The following is a 15,707-nucleotide window of genomic DNA, read 5'->3' on the forward strand; positions in this document are numbered from 1 at the left end:
TCATATGAAGTCAGCTCTCCGGGTTGGATCCGCTCTCCCCAAACAACCGGCCGGCCAGCTGCCGACCTCGCTCCAGTCCCTCTTCCGTCAACCATACCGATTTGTTCCGGTTCACCGGGTCACTGATGAAGCCCTGTTCATGCAATCGGTTCATGATCTCGAAATCGAAACCTTTCCAGGTATTGCCTTTGTCTGAACTGAAGGCCGCCAACAGGGCGAGCACGGCGTCTTCAATCAGTTTTTCGTCGTAGTTCATGATTGCTCCTCCGTTAAGACTCAACAGGTATGGTGCCCCTCTACCCCCTAAGCAAACGCCGACGGTACCAAACAACTCCAGCTAACACTGAAACTACCACCACCACCCCATTCCCCACCAACCAAATCCCAAAATTCCGACTCTGATCCGCATCACTCTCGTAAAACGGCCCAAAGTAAGCCGAAGCCGCCACAACCACCCCGTTAAACACCGCAACTGCCACGGCGACCACCAAAACTACAAATACCACGCCCTTAACCACCCTCATAAAACCTTCCAAAACCAAATCTCCCTGGACTCGTGATAATCCGAGAACGTTCCCTCAATCGAAAAACCCAGTTGAATACGCGGGTAGCTCAGCCAATCCGTCAACCGCCGCCCATTCCACAGATCAATGTGGTCACCACTGCGATTGCCAAACGTCTCGTTGCCTCGACGCCAAAAGTCTTTGAAGAAAATGATGCCTCGCTGCCCGCCCAACGTATCCTCGAAGCCTTCGGGCGCAACCTATCTCCGCATATTTTTTACGCAAAAGTAGCAAACGCCGTGCTATCAAAGATGGGGCTACATGAAAACAGGAAAGCTCCTACTCGTACGCAAATTTCAGGAGCAGAAAAACGACGCTCCACCAGCAAGCAGTACTTCCTGCATCAAATCTGGACTACAGACCATGGCGGTAACGACCCAAGACCTTTCATGCAACCCCCACTGGCCGCGCAATCACACACAGATCATCCCCCAAAGGTTTGACGCTGGTGAACTCAAGCTTCACCGCGTCCCCCAGGTGGTCGATCGGCCAGTCCAGCGCCGGCTTGGCCGTGGAGCCCAGAAACTTGGCCGCGATATGGAATATGTATTCATCCACCAGGTTCAAGCGCGCAAACGCCGCCACCAGCCGCGAACCGGCTTCGATCAGCACCTCATTTGCGCCACGGCTTGCCAAGGTCTTGAGCAATGCTTCAAGCGGCACCTGCCCGTCGACCGCATCAAACATCAGTAACTCCTGGCCCTCGCCCGGATCAGTCAGTGAGATCGAGGTGGTTGCCACCAACGCCGGGCCGGCGCTAAAAAAGGCGGCGTCCTGGGGCACTCGCCTTTGGCTGTCGATCAGCACGCGCAGGGGTGGGCGTTCCATGGCCAGGCAGGCCTGGGACTCTTCCAGTTGCAACTCGGCCTTGCGCACCGTCAGTCGCGCCTGGTCCCGCAGGGCCGTGTCGGCGCCGGTGATAACGGCACTCGACTGCGCCCGTAGGCGCTGGGTTTCTGCCCGCGCCACCGGCCCTGTGATCCACTGGCTTTCACCGCTGTGCATGGCGGTTCGGCCATCCAGGCTGATGCCCATTTTCACCCGCACCAGCGGCAGGCCGGTGACCATGCGTTTGATAAACCCTCGATTGAGCTGCCGGGCCTGTTGCTCCAGCAGGCCGAATGCGACGCTGATGCCAGCAGCACGCAGGCGCCTGACACCCTGGCCTGCGACCTGCGGGTTAGGGTCGACCATGGCGATCACCACCTGTTTCACCCCGGCGTTGATCAGGGCATCGACACAGGGCGGCGTGGAGCCGAAGTGGCAGCAAGGCTCCAGCGTCACATAGGCCGTCGCCCCGGCAGCAGCGGCGCCCGCCTGGCGCAGCGCATGCACTTCAGCATGGGCGTGCCCGGCCCTGACATGCCAGCCCTCGCCGACAATGCGCCCCTGATTGACAATCACGCAGCCGACCCGAGGATTGGGGCTGGTGGAATACAGGCCCAGTTGCGCCAGTTCAATTGCCCTTTGCATACAGTCAATCGGGTTCATGGGTTCCTCACTCGCTGAGCGCTGCATCTTGGCTGAGGGGCAGGCGGGACAGGCCGACACAGGGGCCAAGGGACGGCGTGTAGTCGTCCAAAAGCAATACGTGTTTCAACGCGTCCACCAGCCTGTCGTTCTGCTCGCGATTCCTGGAGGAGATGCGCAGGTATCGATCGGCGTCATCCATCACTTTGCCGCTGCATTCCTTGATGAAAATACTGAAGTCATCAACCAGTAATGCCGCCAGTTCCGGGGCCGATGGGTAACCCGGCTTCAACCGGCACAACACAAAATTGCTGGCGGTAGCGAACACCTCGAGGGCCTCGATTTCACGCAACTGCGCAACCAACCCATCCGTCTCGCGCCGCACCTGAGCGCAACTGGCGGCATACTCTTTACGATATTGCGGCAGGTTGAGCATGAACTCCTCGGCAAAACCATTGATGTTCCAGATCGGCAGCTCCTTGCGTAGCGCGTTCAGCCAGTCCTGGTCCGCACTCGCCGCGTAACCCAGCCGTAGGCCGCCAATACCGAAGGTTTTGCTCATGCTTCGCAGCACGATGACTCTTGGCCAAGCCAGAAGGTCATGGAGCAACGATTGATCCCGTGCATCGCCGGCAAAATCGAGAAATGACTCGTCCACAATCAGATAAGGCGCCTGATCCTGGGTACGTCTGTAGAGTTCCAGGATCGTGTCCCTGGAAATCAGCCCGCCTGTGGGATTATTCGGCGTCACCAGCACAATCGCCTCCGGCTGCCGCTGTTCGATAACGCGCAGCGTCTGCTCGATATCCAGCGCAAACTGATTGTGTGCAGTCAGCCTGATCGTCGTGACACGCTCCACGGGGAAGGCATTGGCGAACTCGTTGAACGACGGCTCGAACACCAGCACATTGCCGGAAAAAATCCTGGGCAACAGGCGAATGATTTCCGAGACGCCATTGGCAATCACCAGGTTGTCGACAGGCACCCCGAGGAAGTCCGACAAGAGCGGCAGACTTGCACCTGACGAGGCCGGATAGTTGAGAGCAATATCAGCAAAGCGATCAACCATCAGCTTCTTCAGGCCCGCAGGCGGAAAGTGCAAGTTATAGATCAGGGCGTGGTCGGTCACCGGAAAACGCCAATAGCCCCCATGCTGGCTGGAAAGCAGCGCATGCTTGTGCTCGGAAAACTGATAGGACGCGATACGCAGGTCATACAAGTTATCTATTTCAATCCAGGTGCCTGGATCTACTTCAATGGCCCTGAACCCCACGCCTTGCGCACATGCGGTTTTAAAGGTCACTTCGTAGTAATCATTCACTCGACCATTTTTTACATTTCGGGCAAGTTCGCCGATCAAATAGTTTTTGCAAAAGTCGGCCGATAAATAATAGAGATTGGCCGTCTTAAGTGGCCTGTCGGCGGTCAGATGATCATCGCTTTTGCTGCTGCCAAACTGGCGGATCACCCCATGGGCATCCACTTCGGCAAAGGTGCCTTCCATCAGGGGCGTGAGCGGTGACACCACCGCCAGGCATTCGCGAGCGCTGTGTGCGTTCAATGCCGTGATCACCGAAGGCCGAAAGAAGATATCACCCTCCAGCAACGTGACCCCCTCTTCGCCTGCCAGTTCATGGGAGGCCAGAAACAACGAATACAGGTTATTGGTCGTGGCCCATTGCGTGTTTTCGATAAATCGCACCGTCACCGGTAGTTCCAGCGCTGCGACACTGGCTTGTATCTTTATACCTTTATAACCGATCACTACAACAACTTCCTGATAACCCGCTTCAACAAGAATATTGAGCGCATTAGCCAGGATACTAAGACCATTGACTTCGGTCAGTGGCTTGGGAATAGAGTCAGAGGCCCGTCCAAGACGAGACCCCATGCCTGCGGCAAGGACAATAGCTTTTTTCATGATAGTTCACCTATTGCAGAGCAAAAGCGAAGTACTGAACTGTTGACATCCTGCAAGCAAACTACGGTCAGGACTATCAACAAAGATAGCCTGGATTCAGGCCCGGGTTTTTACCGCACACCGGAAGTCACTCAGGGTCACTTTCTCGGCATCCAGGTCCACTTCATACCGATGATCAAACCCTTTGGCCGCATGGCTATTCCATTCACTTCCATACGCCCGCTCCAAGTAACGCCTGGAGGCCAGCGCTTCAGGGGCTGGCAAGTCGAGGTGTCCAAACCGTGTAGCGCCTCGGGAGTGCCAATCTTCCACGCTCAGGTACTCACGGGGCCAATTTGCCAAGGCCAGGGGGCTGGTATAACGAAGTTGCCCATCCAGTTCGGACAATGGAAAGATATCCACCGAGGGATATAAGTAATCGCGATTATTCTCTTGCGGCATGGAGATACCCGCCGTCGAAAACACCTTGTACCCGCCCCACAGTTCCCAGGGTTGTTGACTGAGGCGATAACCCCGCTCTGCAAATTGCGGCGCCAGAGCAAAGAACTTTTCGGTGTCGGCCTCAAGAATATAGAGATCCGCGTCATCGTCCCAAGGGATCAAGCCGGTATGCCGCACGGCCCCCAACAAAGTACCCGCCGCCAGGCAATATTCGAGCCCATTGGCGCTGAACACTTCGTCGATGACTTCAAGCCCCTCATAGATTTGATCGACAAACGCCTGGGGGGTCTTTCCAAGTTTCGCTTGACTCATATCCCTTTCCTTTTGGCAGACAATGCGCGGGTGAAGACCGTAGTGGCTTGCTCTGAAACTATTTCAAAACCCAATTCATCCAGGCATTGTGCAAGTTGTTCCCGGCCATAAACTCTCGCGCCGCAATTAACCAGCATGTCCAGCGACATCAATGCTCCCACTTTCGTCTGGGTATCGAACTCATTGATCACCAGCACGCCATCACGTGCCAGGCCATGGCACATATTCGCCAGAATCTGTTTCGCCTCTGGCTCGTCAAACCCCATTAACAGGCGCGAAGTGACAATACAGTCAGCCTCCACCTCCAACTTGCCGAGCACAATGTCATGGGCCAGGAAGTTCACATCGAAGTGTTTGTAGTCACTCAGGTTGCCCTTGGCGATTTCCAGGGTGTTCGCAAAATCCACCAGCGTGTATTTGAGATCTGTCGCAGTTGCCAGCAACTGCTCAATCAACAACCCCGGGCCGCTGCCCACATCCACGATATGCCGCGGTTGGTGGGCGAGCAGTACTTGGGCCAAGCGCACATTCATATCGCCGACCCCCTGTTGCATGGCCGCCGCAAAGTTGCTCTGGCGGTCATAGGCAAACGCCGTGTCCTGCCCTGGACGGAAGAAATCCTCTGCCACCGACCAGTTCGACCAATGATTGGCGTCCAGCAACAGCAAATTGGCGATCGACCCCTCGGTATCCCGACGCAGCGTGGCCCGAAGGTCCTGCGCGACGCGATAGCGCAGGCCTTGTTTGTTCAGGACATTGAGTTGCACCAGTGTTTCCACAAGGATCGTTGTAGAGACACGATGCAGTTCCAGCCGGCCAACCAGTTCATCCAGCGTCAGATCCTCCTGGCACAGTTCCTCGAACAGGCCAGCCTGTACCGCAAACATGACGGCACGTGCCGCCCTGAAGTTAAACACTAACTGGTGAAGTTCTTGTGGTTTCATCGTCGCCCCGCCCAATAAGGATTACATGCCGTAAGTGATCGCCGCCCCCACCCCCAACAGGTCGGCACGAACAGCCGACAGTTGGCGTGCGTATAACTCCAGCATGTGGACACAGGCACTAATACGCTTGCCCAGGCCGGCATAGGCACGGCTGCTCATATCCGGGCCAAAGTCCTCAACCTCGCGAATAATGAGGTGATCCGGCATGTAGCAGATCTTGGTGTTTTTATAAGTCGTCGCCCGTAGATCCAGTACCGGGTAACTCCCCCCCATGCCGCTGGAGATTGAAACAATCAAGGCCGGCTTGTGTGCCAATACCGGGTACTCGCTGGAAACAAAGAACTCCTTCAATACCGGTGGGGCCATACCCGAATGTTCCGGTACTACAACAATGAAAGCCTCGGCCCGGCCGGCAAGTTCATCACACTGCGGGCTGGTGGGCTGTGCTGCCAGGTTCAGGACGGTCGGTGTCAATACCGAATAGTCCCGCAGATAGTTTTCCAGGATTCTACTGACCCTTAAACTTTGCGAATCCGTTCTTGGGCTGCCCGCAATAATCAGCACTTCCATAGTTGCCCCCATCGGTAAATATCAAATAGTTTCCAGTGGCCACTGTTGCGTGCGCCGGGCGCGCTGGGACACCCACACAGCCAGTACGCCTCCCAGCAGGTTCAAGGCCAGCAACATCAGCAGCGCCAGATTGAAATCGTTAAACAGATAGCCCAGCCAATAGCAGCCGGTGTGGAGCACCAGGACGTACAGCGCGTCAACCGCCATGGCAGTCCGGGCTCTTTCAATCGCTGGCAACCCATGGACAGCCAGGTACAGCATGCCCCGGCCGAATACCGTGATCGGGATGATCATCAAGTACGTCACCACAAAGGGCAGCGCGTCGTCATAGCCACCCAACATAAAGCGCGCCACCGGCTGGGCAAAGACAATGAACGGCAGGGCCACGACGGTTTGCCACATCAACACCAGGGCATAGCCGGACTTGAAAATCATCCCCACCTGGTCATGGCGCTGTTGAACAAATGCCTTGCTCAACAACACGGTGGTAACCGCAGATACCCCCCAGACAGGAATCATGATCAGCGGCTGCAACTTGGAAATAACCCCCATGGTTGCCACTTCTGCATCCCCCAGTTTCGAGATCAGATAAGTGGCCACGATTCCAGAGATCGGCCAGAAGGTCGCCGTGGAACTGGTCACCCAGGCCAGTCGGGAAATGTTCCCCGCCGCCTTGAGCATCTGGCCCACCCGCAGCTTGCCGGGGCCGCTGACCCGGGTATGCCTGACGCCAAAGTAGATGCACACCAGCGCCCCACCGGCCTGTGCCAGCCAGGCGGCATACACCGAACCCACCAGGCCGAAGCCGGCAAAACCGCCCACGCCAAACATCAGCAGGGGATCGAGCACGATGTTCATCAGGCATACCACCGCGACCACCACGGCCTGGGTCTTGAATAACGACAGCCCCCGCAGATACGCCGTGGAAATGGCAAACGTGAGGGTAATGATGAAGCCGTACAGCCATGTCCTTAAATAACCTTCACTTTGCTCATAAACCGGTGGTGCCGCCCCCATTGCACCCAGTACGGCCTCAAGGTTCAGGCCGACGCCCACCAGCACCACGCCATAGACCGCGGCGCCCATCAGCAGGCCCGGCAGCAACACATCGATGACCGTGTTGCCCCCGCCCCTTTCCTGCCCTTTGGACACATGCACACTGATCGCCAGGGCAATGCCCATGGCGATCGTGTTCATCAGCCACATAAAAGGGCTGGCCAGACTCGCTGCCGTCAGTGGTTCATGACCGAGGTGGGCAATGAACACCATGTCGATTGCGTTCGCGACCATCAGGGCACTGAACGACAACATGGTGTGCATGGCCTGGCTGTTGATCTCTTTGCTCAACCGCCACCAGTCCTGGGGCCCGGACGCTGGCTGTCTCACTCGGCAACCACCCGGAAGCCCACGGCATACAGCGAGGCATAGGGGGTAATGCTCAGCCCGTGCCGCCTGGACACCCGGCAAAGATCGGCAAAACGCCCAAAGCAACCGCCCCGGGTGATTCGATAGGTCGGCCGGTTCTCAGAGATCAAATCGTCCATGACAAAAGGACCATTGGGGTACGCGTCATAATCATTCGACGTGTACTCCTCGACGTTCCCCCCCATGTCCATCAGGCCGAACGGCGATGCACCCTGTGGGAAAACGCCGACCGGCGTGGTGGCCAACAACCCAAGCTCGGCGGTATTGGCGTTTTCGGTCCGGGCCTCATTGCCCCACGGGTATTCAAACCTCCCGGCACCGGCGGCGTATTCCCATTGCGCCTCGTCAGGCAGGCGCACGGTCCGGCCAGTCCTGGCCGACAGCCAGGTGCAGAACGCATCCGCCGCGCTCGCGCTGACCGAATACACCGGATGGTTGGCGTAGTGCAGAGGAAATGCCCGCAAAGGCCAGGACGTAGGCACTTCGGCATGGGGGCAATCCTGTAAAAACGCCAGGTATTCCAGGTTGGTCACCGGATACTTTGAAATATTGAAGCCCGCCAGGGACACCGTATGCCGGGGTACTTCCTTGAGAATCCAGTCGCGAATAACCCCCACATCGGCATATTCACGCACCACGGCATCGATTTGCGATTCGTCGATACCAATACGTGCCTCGCCTGCGGGAATCGCCACCAAATGATTCAGCGCACCACCGACGATCCTCGGGTCGCCCTTGATCGCCAGCTCCATGCCCAATTGCAAGCGCCGGGACAAGTCTGTCGCTGCCTCAAAGCTGCGCAGTAACGCCGCCGCCTCTGGCGTTTCGCAAAAACGGCTCATCCGCGCCAACGTTTCGAGCAACCCGGTTTGAGGTTGATAAGCCGCAGGTTGCTCACAGGGATCGAGTGGCGAGGTCACCGTACACTTTTCTGCGACAACTACTTTTTCTCGTGCATTCATGGTTGTAAGTCCACGCTGAAAGTTGAAGGTCAGCCAAGCTCGACGGCATAAATACGACCGTCATAGGACGACGCCAGGAAGCGCTGTTTGGCGTCATCCCAGGTCAGGGAAGAAATTCCCGCCGCACTGACTTTGCGCACATTGCCCAGCCATTGCCGGGCCGTGCAGTCATAAATATCGACGGTGCCGCCATAACTGCCGGTGGCGATAAAGTTGCCGTCGCTGTTGGACGCAATGCACTTGATAGAGTGGGTATGCCGGCTGGGAATCGTCGCCCTCGGCTCCCCCCATAACTTCAGGGTCAGGTCCCGGGACACCGTGGCAACCCCGTGCGCATAAGAGCAGAGGTCATTCAAGATGCCTTCATGGGCATGGGTAATCTTGTTGACCACCTCGTAAGTGCGGATATCCGTGACCCCGATCTCACCATCGGCACACCCGGTGTACAGGCAGTTGCCATGCAGCGAAATACCCTTGATCGCGTTTTCATGAATCTTGTGGCAGGACACAAACTCCAGGTGTCGGTCATTGATCTTGAAGATGATGATATCGCCGGAATAACTGCCCACAGCCAGGCGTTGTTCACCGTCGAGCTCAAAGTTCACCCCACAGTTGAGGGGCGCGTGGTGGGCATAGGCAACTCGGTTTTTCAGGACATCGAACACTTGTCCGGTCTGCCCGCCGCACACCAGGACCGGTCCGCTTTTCAGCACAAAGTTGCACAGCGATTGCGGCCCGCCCATGTCTTTGCCATCGGCCTTCAACAGACCGGCATCGCCAATACTGTAGACAACCCCGTCTGCCGCATACACCGAGTTCAAGCTGGCCGAGGGCACAAAACCCTCGAGGTCCCAATGGTTGCGGGCGATATCCCAAATGGCGAACGTCGAGCCAAACGTTGCGAAATAGATTTTGTCGCGGCTCTGAAACTCCGCCGAGCGCGCCCAGATTTCCTTCGGATACTCCGAACGCTTCCACTCCACCAAGGTGTGGCCTTCGATCGACCACAACACCGCGACCCCGTCATACCCCAGGCTCAGCAGGCTATTGTCGAACTTTGACTTCACCAGTTTCTTGACGCTGGAACGGTGCCCCTTGTAGGTACTTAACACCGTATTGCCACTGATGACCTGGAGTTCGCCGTCGTTATTGCCAACGATAAAAACCCCGGCCGAGAGGGTCACCAGGGCGTCCATGTCGTGGCCTTCGGTCTCCTTGATCGCCAGGCACTCCCCTGTGGCCGCATCCCAGGCACGAATGGTTCCATCGGTGCCGCAGGACAATAGCTGCTGGCTGTCGGCTGTCCAGTCGAAACTCTCTACCAGGCCGCTATGCCCCTGCATCTTGCAGATGAAGTTGCCGTTTTTATGGTGCACCGACAAACTGCTGTCGTAAGAGCAACTGGCTATTTTTTCACCATCCGGCGAGAACTTGGCCTGCATGACGTCATCGCTGTGGCTGGTCATGACACATTGCAACTTGAACTCAGGCACGCTCCATAGACGGGTCGACCCATCACTGCTGGCCGTCACCAACAGGCTGCCGTCCGGGGAAAAATCGCAATAGTTGGCCAAGTGATCATGCCAGCCGCGCTGCAAGGGTTGGCGTGTTTGGGCATTCCACAAAATAATCTGGTTATCGTAGCCTGCCGTTGCAATGTACTGCTGCCCAAACAATGAGAGACCGCTGATAGGTGCCTGATGCTGAATCATTGAGAAACCTCCGCCTGTGCAGTGAACTGGTGATGGGTGACTTCTATTTTTGCTTTTATATATCCCGCATTATGTTTGCCAATATGCATGGACGTAGATTTGACCTCGGTAATTTCAATACCCAGGTTTCTCAACTGCAGTTCTTTTTCCGGGTTATTCGTCAACAGGATTATCTTCGGGCAGCCCAATGCCTTGAGCATCTGTGCCGCATCAAAGTAATCGCGCAAGTCATCGGCGAAGCCGAGCATATTATTGGCTTCGTAGGTGTCCACACCTGAATGCTGCTGCAATGCATAGGCTTCGAGCTTTTTATATAAACCGATGCCTCGCCCTTCCTGGCGCAGGTAAATCAAATACCCGCCCACTTCGTTAATCAGGCGCAGCGACTCGGAAAGTTGATCGCCACAGTCGCACTTCATGGAGTGAAAGATATCGCCGGTCAAACACTCGGAATGCAACCGAACCAACGGTAATTTATGACCGCCCGCCTTGAACCCACCCAACCGAATAGCAATATGTTCAACAGGATCTTTCAATTCATCGAATGAAATGAAAGTGGCAACCACTTCACTGTCCAACATGAGTGGTATATCGACTTCCTTAATAATCGTAGCCATTTTATTGTTTCCCTGGACGACAGTTATTCGGCAAGGCGATTCGCCCTGCAGCTTTTTATAGGAAGAGTACATACACGCAGACAAACCAAGCCGGGCACAGCACTTCTAATGACTTGAAGTTTCGTACTCTGGATACCGATGCCGACAGATTGTTATGGCCGCCACGCTGCGGCCCCTTAACTACTGCAGCGTAGCGCCACAACAATTCTTGGGTACGCCAAACAGCGCACGTTGAGTCACCGCGCCCAAGTCAATTTCAAGGGCAATCGCTTTTTCCTTGCCAATGGCCCGCACCGGACCCAGCCGGGTGATGACCAGGCCTGCCCGGATCAACATCCGCTCTACCGCAACGGTTGTCACCGTCACATAACGCTGGATATGTTGCTCGATGCCATAGGCAACGATGGCCTTTACAGCCTCCAGGGTAAAATCGGAAAACCCCTTGTTGCCAGGGTATCGAGGTGTCACGGCAAATCGACTGAGCTCCCATACCTGGGACGAAACCGGCGCAGGCCGTCCTTCCAGCAGTTCGGAGAAAGTGTCCCTGAGCATATACGGGCCTGTCGTTGGCAAGATACGCCAGCACCCTTTGATCTCACTGCCTCCACCCTCCTGGATCAGCATGTAGAGAGGCTCCAGTGCGTCATAGCCATCAATTTCCATATCGGCAATGATCGCGACATCCCAGCCCTTACGCTTTTTAAAAACATCTGCGCGCAACCTATGCATGGCGCACAGTTGCTCACTGTCTATTTCATGCCGCCGGCCGATTGTGAAATGCACTGGATTCCCTCCCTGCGATTACTTAAACCTCAATCTATCCACCTTCACCGGACTGTCACACTAGCAGGGTAACCAGTTGCACTGATTTTGGATCCAATGCATGATGGCAGGTTACCCCGCCCCGTGAACCCACCGCCTGGAGGGCTCTGGGGGCGCTAGAGGCTGATCAGCCCGAGCGAAACCGCCTTGACCGCAGCCGCCCGGCGGGACGCAACGCCAAACTTGGTGTTGATGCTCGCAAAGTGATAATTGATATTGGCCTCCGAACAACCACAGATCCTGGAAATATCCCACGAGCTTTTCCCGACGGCACACCACTTGAGAATCTCTTTCTCACGACTTGTCAGGGAAATCACCTTGGCACCATTCAACTTGCCCGCATTGTCCAAAGCACTTTGCAAAATCACGTCTTTAAGAATAGACAGCTTCGGAATCATGGCATTGATATGCCGAGTTGTGCCCGCAATATCCTGGGCATCAACCGCCAGGCTGAAAGTACCGAACTGCCCCTGCGGCCCATGCAGGGGAAATGTAACCCCCCGGGAAAGTCCATAAGCGCTGGCCTCTTCCCGAAACTCACGTTGGCGCGGGGTGCAATACAACGACTCATCCCAGACAACGGGCCGGACGTTTTGAAACGAATAAATCACCACAGGATCAATCGTGGCATAGCGCAATTGATCATATTGATTTCGCCAGGCCATGGGATAGTTGCTGACAATCATCGCCGTACTCAACTCGGCATCATATTTTGGCAACAACCCGATCAGGACCCGGGAAAATCCGTACTTGTCGTTCATTTTTTCAATAGCTGAAAACCACTGCTCCTGGGTTTCCAATTTATTCAATCGCGCAAGCTCATCAATAAAGTCCATTTGATGATCACCTTAGGTATTGTAGTAATTACCCGACCAATTACTGGTGGATTCCTAATAATGATGGCTATAAATACGACTTTAACTTATGGCCAATAGCACCGATGGATCAGCCCTGCCATAGGCAATGCAGATAAGTACCTTGTGATATATGTACTTCTACGAAACACTTGGCATCCATGCACACTCACAGCTCCTGATATAGCCTGATCATTGCGAACCGACGATGAGCAAGCTAGCTGAGGTATACGACCTTCGCAAGCACCCAGGCAATCGACGGTTACCGCTGGACTTTTCAGCGCCACCTGAGGATTCAACAAGACATATGAACCAAGTGACCTTGCCGGTGACGGATAGGCCGGGTTGGATGTTTTTGGGGGACGTGGGATGGGGGGTTATTGCGCCGAGAACGTCTGAAGGTATGCCAGCAGATTCTCGATCTTCTCCTGATCGCTGATCCCCCAGAAAATCATGCGGGTGCCGCTCACCACTTTCTTCGGGTTCTCGATATAGGCCGCGAGGGTTTCCCGCGTCCACACCACGCCCGAATTTTTCATCGCGTCGGAATACTGATAGTCCGCCGTGCTCCCCGCCAGCCGCCCGATCACCCCGTTGAGCTGTGGCCCGAAACCGCCGCGCGCGTTGAGCCCGACACTGTGGCAACCGCCACAGGTCTTGGTGAACAGCCTGGCGCCGGCCTCGGCATCGCCTGCCGCCGCCGCCGAAGTGTTGAAGCACATGGCAGTGAATAAAAGGGTCAGCAAGGCAGCGAGCTTCATCGCGGGCTCCAGGCAGCAAAAGCGCGATTATGCCTGTTGTTTACTGATCCTCGTCCACGTTGTTGAAACGTGCGCGGTTGATCTGCCAAGGCAGGGCGGGCTGCGAGCGGATTTTTTTATGTTTGCCACGGCTGAAAAAGTGCGTTTGCAGTTCCAGGAAGTGCCGGTCGCGCCCGACCGACTCAAAGGTCACGACAAAGAAAATCAACGGCGTGCTGGCCTTGGCCCAGAGTTTGGAAGCCTTTTCGATAGCTTCGGGCAAATGGCCTTTGGTGCTGTAGGACACGAACGTGGAGAACGCCGCCTTTTCATGGCTTTTAAACAGTTTGCTGATTTCATCCACTTTGTCGTTGTGGGACTGGACCCATTCCCATTCGACGTTGGACAGAATGCTCTTGTCTGGGTATTTCAGGACCGCATCCGTGCGCCCGCCCTGTTCAAAATAAGCACGTGCACCGAGCAACTTGGCGCATTGGCGCATTACCAGCCCCACATGAATGGTCCAGCCGGCACGGTTGGTGACGGCATCGACCTCCACCGGAAAATCCTGATACCACAGGCAATTGAACAGGGTGATGAAGTCGCGCTCGATCCGTTTCATTTTTCTTCCTTAAATGTCGACCAGGTAAATAGCAAAGAGCCATCATTCTAAATCAACCGAAGAAAAATCTCGCCCTGCCCCCGTACAACACTGGGGCACAGCCATTTAATTGCCATCATCCCCGCCCTCTATTTGCATGCGCACTGTCCGACAGCTCGATGAAAACCATGGTGGTCGGTGCCAGTACCTGCTCAGGCCGAATCTTCAGACTGCCAGATAGAGCGCCATCAGGCACAACGGCACCAACACCAGCCCCAGCAGCATCAACACCACCACACTCATGGCGTTGGTCCGGGGCGTGCCGACGTGGCTGACAAAGCCCATGCACAACCGTCGCAGCAGGTCAGCACCTCGAGCAAATTGATAGGCCACGCTGATGGTCAACAGTGAGAGGGTTCCGGTAACCGCGCAGTAGAACAGGATCGGCTCGGGCATGAAGTAACTGGAGATAAGGCCTTCGGACGTGGCGTAGATAAACGTCACGGGCTGAAACAGCGCTATGGAATACAGCACATTGCGCAGCGGGTTGAACGCAATCGTCGGTCGCACTTCGTCGGCGGGCAACAAGGCATACAGCTCGTTCGCATCCGACCAGCGAAACCAGTAGACCGCCACGCTGAACAGCAGGTAGGCCAAGGCAATCGTCGCCGAAAAGCACCCCTGGAACCGCCACGAACCAAACCCGCGGCGCGTCCCCACGTTGATGCTCCATTTGGTCAACTGGATGGTCACGCAGTCGATCACAATCGCCACCAGCAGGCCCTTGCCATAGAAGTCCTTGATGGCCTGCAGCACGTTGGGCGGCGGCAGCACATTGAACACGTGCTCGGGATTTTTAAACAAGTAGAGGTCCAGCAGCCACACCGCAAAAAACACCAGCGACACCAGCAAGGTGTACAGCGGGATGCTGATCAACTGGCGCCTGGCCAGGTACGTTTGCCCGAACACGCGCAGGAAGAGGTTGGCCCACAACCGGGCGATCCCGATAAACCGGTCGCGACCCAGACTCATGCCGCTCAAGGTCTGGAGTATTTCCAGGCGGCTTTTCTTGGTGGCCAGCGCGACGGCGGCCAACACCCCGGTGCAGCCAAACACCACGGTGGCAACGACGATCAACGCCCCGATCATTTCTTTCACACTGGCATCCCTTGCTGTGAATGTGCGCGGTGCACATCCTGGCTGATCCCCCGCGCAGTCTGCAAGCCACGGCGGTTTACCCACGCCGTCATGTAATCAAATGACCACCCATCGAATAAAAAACATCCAGTCGAACCTATCCCCCGGCGGGCCACTCCACCTTACTCAACCCAGATGGTGGAGTAAGGATCATGGCTCAGCCATCGATATTGGTATTGGAAGACGACGAGATCATTCGCTCGCTGATGGTGGATGTACTGGAGGAGTTCGGCGCGCGGGTGACCTCATTCCCCTCGGCCGATGAAGGGATGATTTTTCTGGAGAGAACCAGTGATCCGGTGGACCTGATCGTCAGCGATATCCAGATGCCCGGCCTGCTCAACGGGTATGACCTGAGCAGGGTCGTGGCCCACCGCTGGCCATCCTTGCCGGTGGTACTGACCTCGGGCAATACGGTCATGGCCGCACAATTGGGCTGCACCGTGAAATTCTTGCCCAAGCCCTGGAGCACCGAGCGCCTGCTTGACTGTGTGCAGGCCGCGTTGGTGCAGGGCCCCGCCCTACACTGATCGCGTCGCAACATCGCAGCAATCGA

General features: G+C 56.0%; 18 protein-coding genes. 1 reads left to right on the forward strand and 17 read right to left on the reverse strand.

Annotated elements, in window-relative coordinates; all coding sequences use genetic code 11:
* Positions 1-10 precede the first annotated feature (10 nt).
* The 17 genes from AC07W7_RS18895 to AC07W7_RS18975 all read right to left on the reverse strand — a co-directional run bounded on the left by AC07W7_RS18895 (position 11) and on the right by AC07W7_RS18975 (position 15,112).
* Positions 11-256 carry a DUF6429 family protein gene (locus AC07W7_RS18895; protein ID WP_495039890.1) on the reverse strand — a complete coding sequence of 82 codons (246 nt, stop codon included), beginning with the start codon at positions 254-256 and terminating at the stop codon, positions 11-13.
* Positions 257-296: 40 nt separating this feature from the next.
* Complete coding sequence (locus tag AC07W7_RS18900) at positions 297-524, reverse strand: hypothetical protein (RefSeq protein WP_076964522.1); 228 nt, start codon at positions 522-524, stop codon at positions 297-299.
* On the reverse strand, positions 521-736 hold the full coding sequence (locus tag AC07W7_RS18905; protein WP_154220649.1) for a T6SS effector amidase Tae4 family protein: 216 nt from the start codon (positions 734-736) through the stop codon (positions 521-523). Before AC07W7_RS18905 ends, AC07W7_RS18900 begins: the two co-directional genes overlap by 4 nt.
* 214 nt (positions 737-950) lie before the next feature.
* Positions 951-2,054 (reverse strand): bifunctional diaminohydroxyphosphoribosylaminopyrimidine deaminase/5-amino-6-(5-phosphoribosylamino)uracil reductase RibD, encoded by a 1,104-nt coding sequence (gene ribD, locus AC07W7_RS18910; protein ID WP_495039891.1) that lies wholly within the window; start codon positions 2,052-2,054, stop codon positions 951-953.
* A 7-nt stretch (positions 2,055-2,061) separates the two neighbouring features.
* Complete coding sequence (locus tag AC07W7_RS18915; protein ID WP_495039892.1) at positions 2,062-3,954, reverse strand: aminotransferase class I/II-fold pyridoxal phosphate-dependent enzyme; 1,893 nt, start codon at positions 3,952-3,954, stop codon at positions 2,062-2,064.
* A gap of 96 nt (positions 3,955-4,050) precedes the next feature.
* The gene (locus tag AC07W7_RS18920; RefSeq protein WP_099169867.1) at positions 4,051-4,707 is read right to left on the reverse strand and encodes a LicD family protein; all 657 of its coding nucleotides are present in this window, start codon (positions 4,705-4,707) and stop codon (positions 4,051-4,053) included.
* A complete protein-coding gene (locus tag AC07W7_RS18925) occupies positions 4,704-5,651 on the reverse strand; it encodes a class I SAM-dependent methyltransferase (protein WP_495039893.1) in 948 nt (315 codons plus the stop codon). The genes AC07W7_RS18920 and AC07W7_RS18925 overlap by 4 nt, the downstream gene beginning before the upstream one ends.
* A 21-nt stretch (positions 5,652-5,672) precedes the next feature.
* Positions 5,673-6,221 carry an NAD(P)H-dependent oxidoreductase gene (locus AC07W7_RS18930; protein ID WP_495039894.1) on the reverse strand — a complete coding sequence of 183 codons (549 nt, stop codon included), beginning with the start codon at positions 6,219-6,221 and terminating at the stop codon, positions 5,673-5,675.
* Positions 6,222-6,242: 21 nt separating this feature from the next.
* Positions 6,243-7,607 (reverse strand): MATE family efflux transporter, encoded by a 1,365-nt coding sequence (locus AC07W7_RS18935; protein WP_495039895.1) that lies wholly within the window; start codon positions 7,605-7,607, stop codon positions 6,243-6,245.
* Positions 7,604-8,488 (reverse strand): formylglycine-generating enzyme family protein, encoded by an 885-nt coding sequence (locus AC07W7_RS18940; RefSeq protein WP_169867333.1) that lies wholly within the window; start codon positions 8,486-8,488, stop codon positions 7,604-7,606. Before AC07W7_RS18940 ends, AC07W7_RS18935 begins: the two co-directional genes overlap by 4 nt.
* A 149-nt stretch (positions 8,489-8,637) precedes the next feature.
* Positions 8,638-10,320, reverse strand: a complete 1,683-nt coding sequence (locus tag AC07W7_RS18945; protein ID WP_083743058.1) for a WD40 repeat domain-containing protein — start codon at positions 10,318-10,320, stop codon at positions 8,638-8,640.
* Positions 10,317-10,937, reverse strand: a complete 621-nt coding sequence (ribA, locus tag AC07W7_RS18950) for a GTP cyclohydrolase II RibA (protein ID WP_076962761.1) — start codon at positions 10,935-10,937, stop codon at positions 10,317-10,319. Before ribA ends, AC07W7_RS18945 begins: the two co-directional genes overlap by 4 nt.
* Positions 10,938-11,117: 180 nt before the next feature.
* Complete coding sequence (locus AC07W7_RS18955) at positions 11,118-11,720, reverse strand: acyl-homoserine-lactone synthase (protein WP_169897797.1); 603 nt, start codon at positions 11,718-11,720, stop codon at positions 11,118-11,120.
* 155 nt (positions 11,721-11,875) lie between these two features.
* Positions 11,876-12,595, reverse strand: a complete 720-nt coding sequence (locus AC07W7_RS18960; protein ID WP_169897798.1) for a helix-turn-helix transcriptional regulator — start codon at positions 12,593-12,595, stop codon at positions 11,876-11,878.
* A gap of 395 nt (positions 12,596-12,990) precedes the next feature.
* Positions 12,991-13,374: a c-type cytochrome gene (locus AC07W7_RS18965; protein ID WP_076962764.1), complete on the reverse strand. Its 384-nt coding sequence runs from the start codon at positions 13,372-13,374 to the stop codon at positions 12,991-12,993.
* 40 nt (positions 13,375-13,414) lie between these two features.
* A complete protein-coding gene (locus AC07W7_RS18970) occupies positions 13,415-13,975 on the reverse strand; it encodes a hypothetical protein (RefSeq protein WP_169897799.1) in 561 nt (186 codons plus the stop codon).
* A gap of 204 nt (positions 13,976-14,179) precedes the next feature.
* Positions 14,180-15,112, reverse strand: a complete 933-nt coding sequence (locus tag AC07W7_RS18975) for a hypothetical protein (RefSeq protein WP_495039896.1) — start codon at positions 15,110-15,112, stop codon at positions 14,180-14,182.
* Positions 15,113-15,303: 191 nt separating this feature from the next.
* On the opposite strand from AC07W7_RS18975, the gene AC07W7_RS18980 reads away from it, so the two are divergent.
* A complete protein-coding gene (locus tag AC07W7_RS18980) occupies positions 15,304-15,681 on the forward strand; it encodes a response regulator (protein WP_076962766.1) in 378 nt (125 codons plus the stop codon).
* Positions 15,682-15,707: the final 26 nt, after the last annotated feature.

The sequence above is a fragment of the Pseudomonas sp. GW821-FHT01D09 genome, from assembly GCF_059422465.1.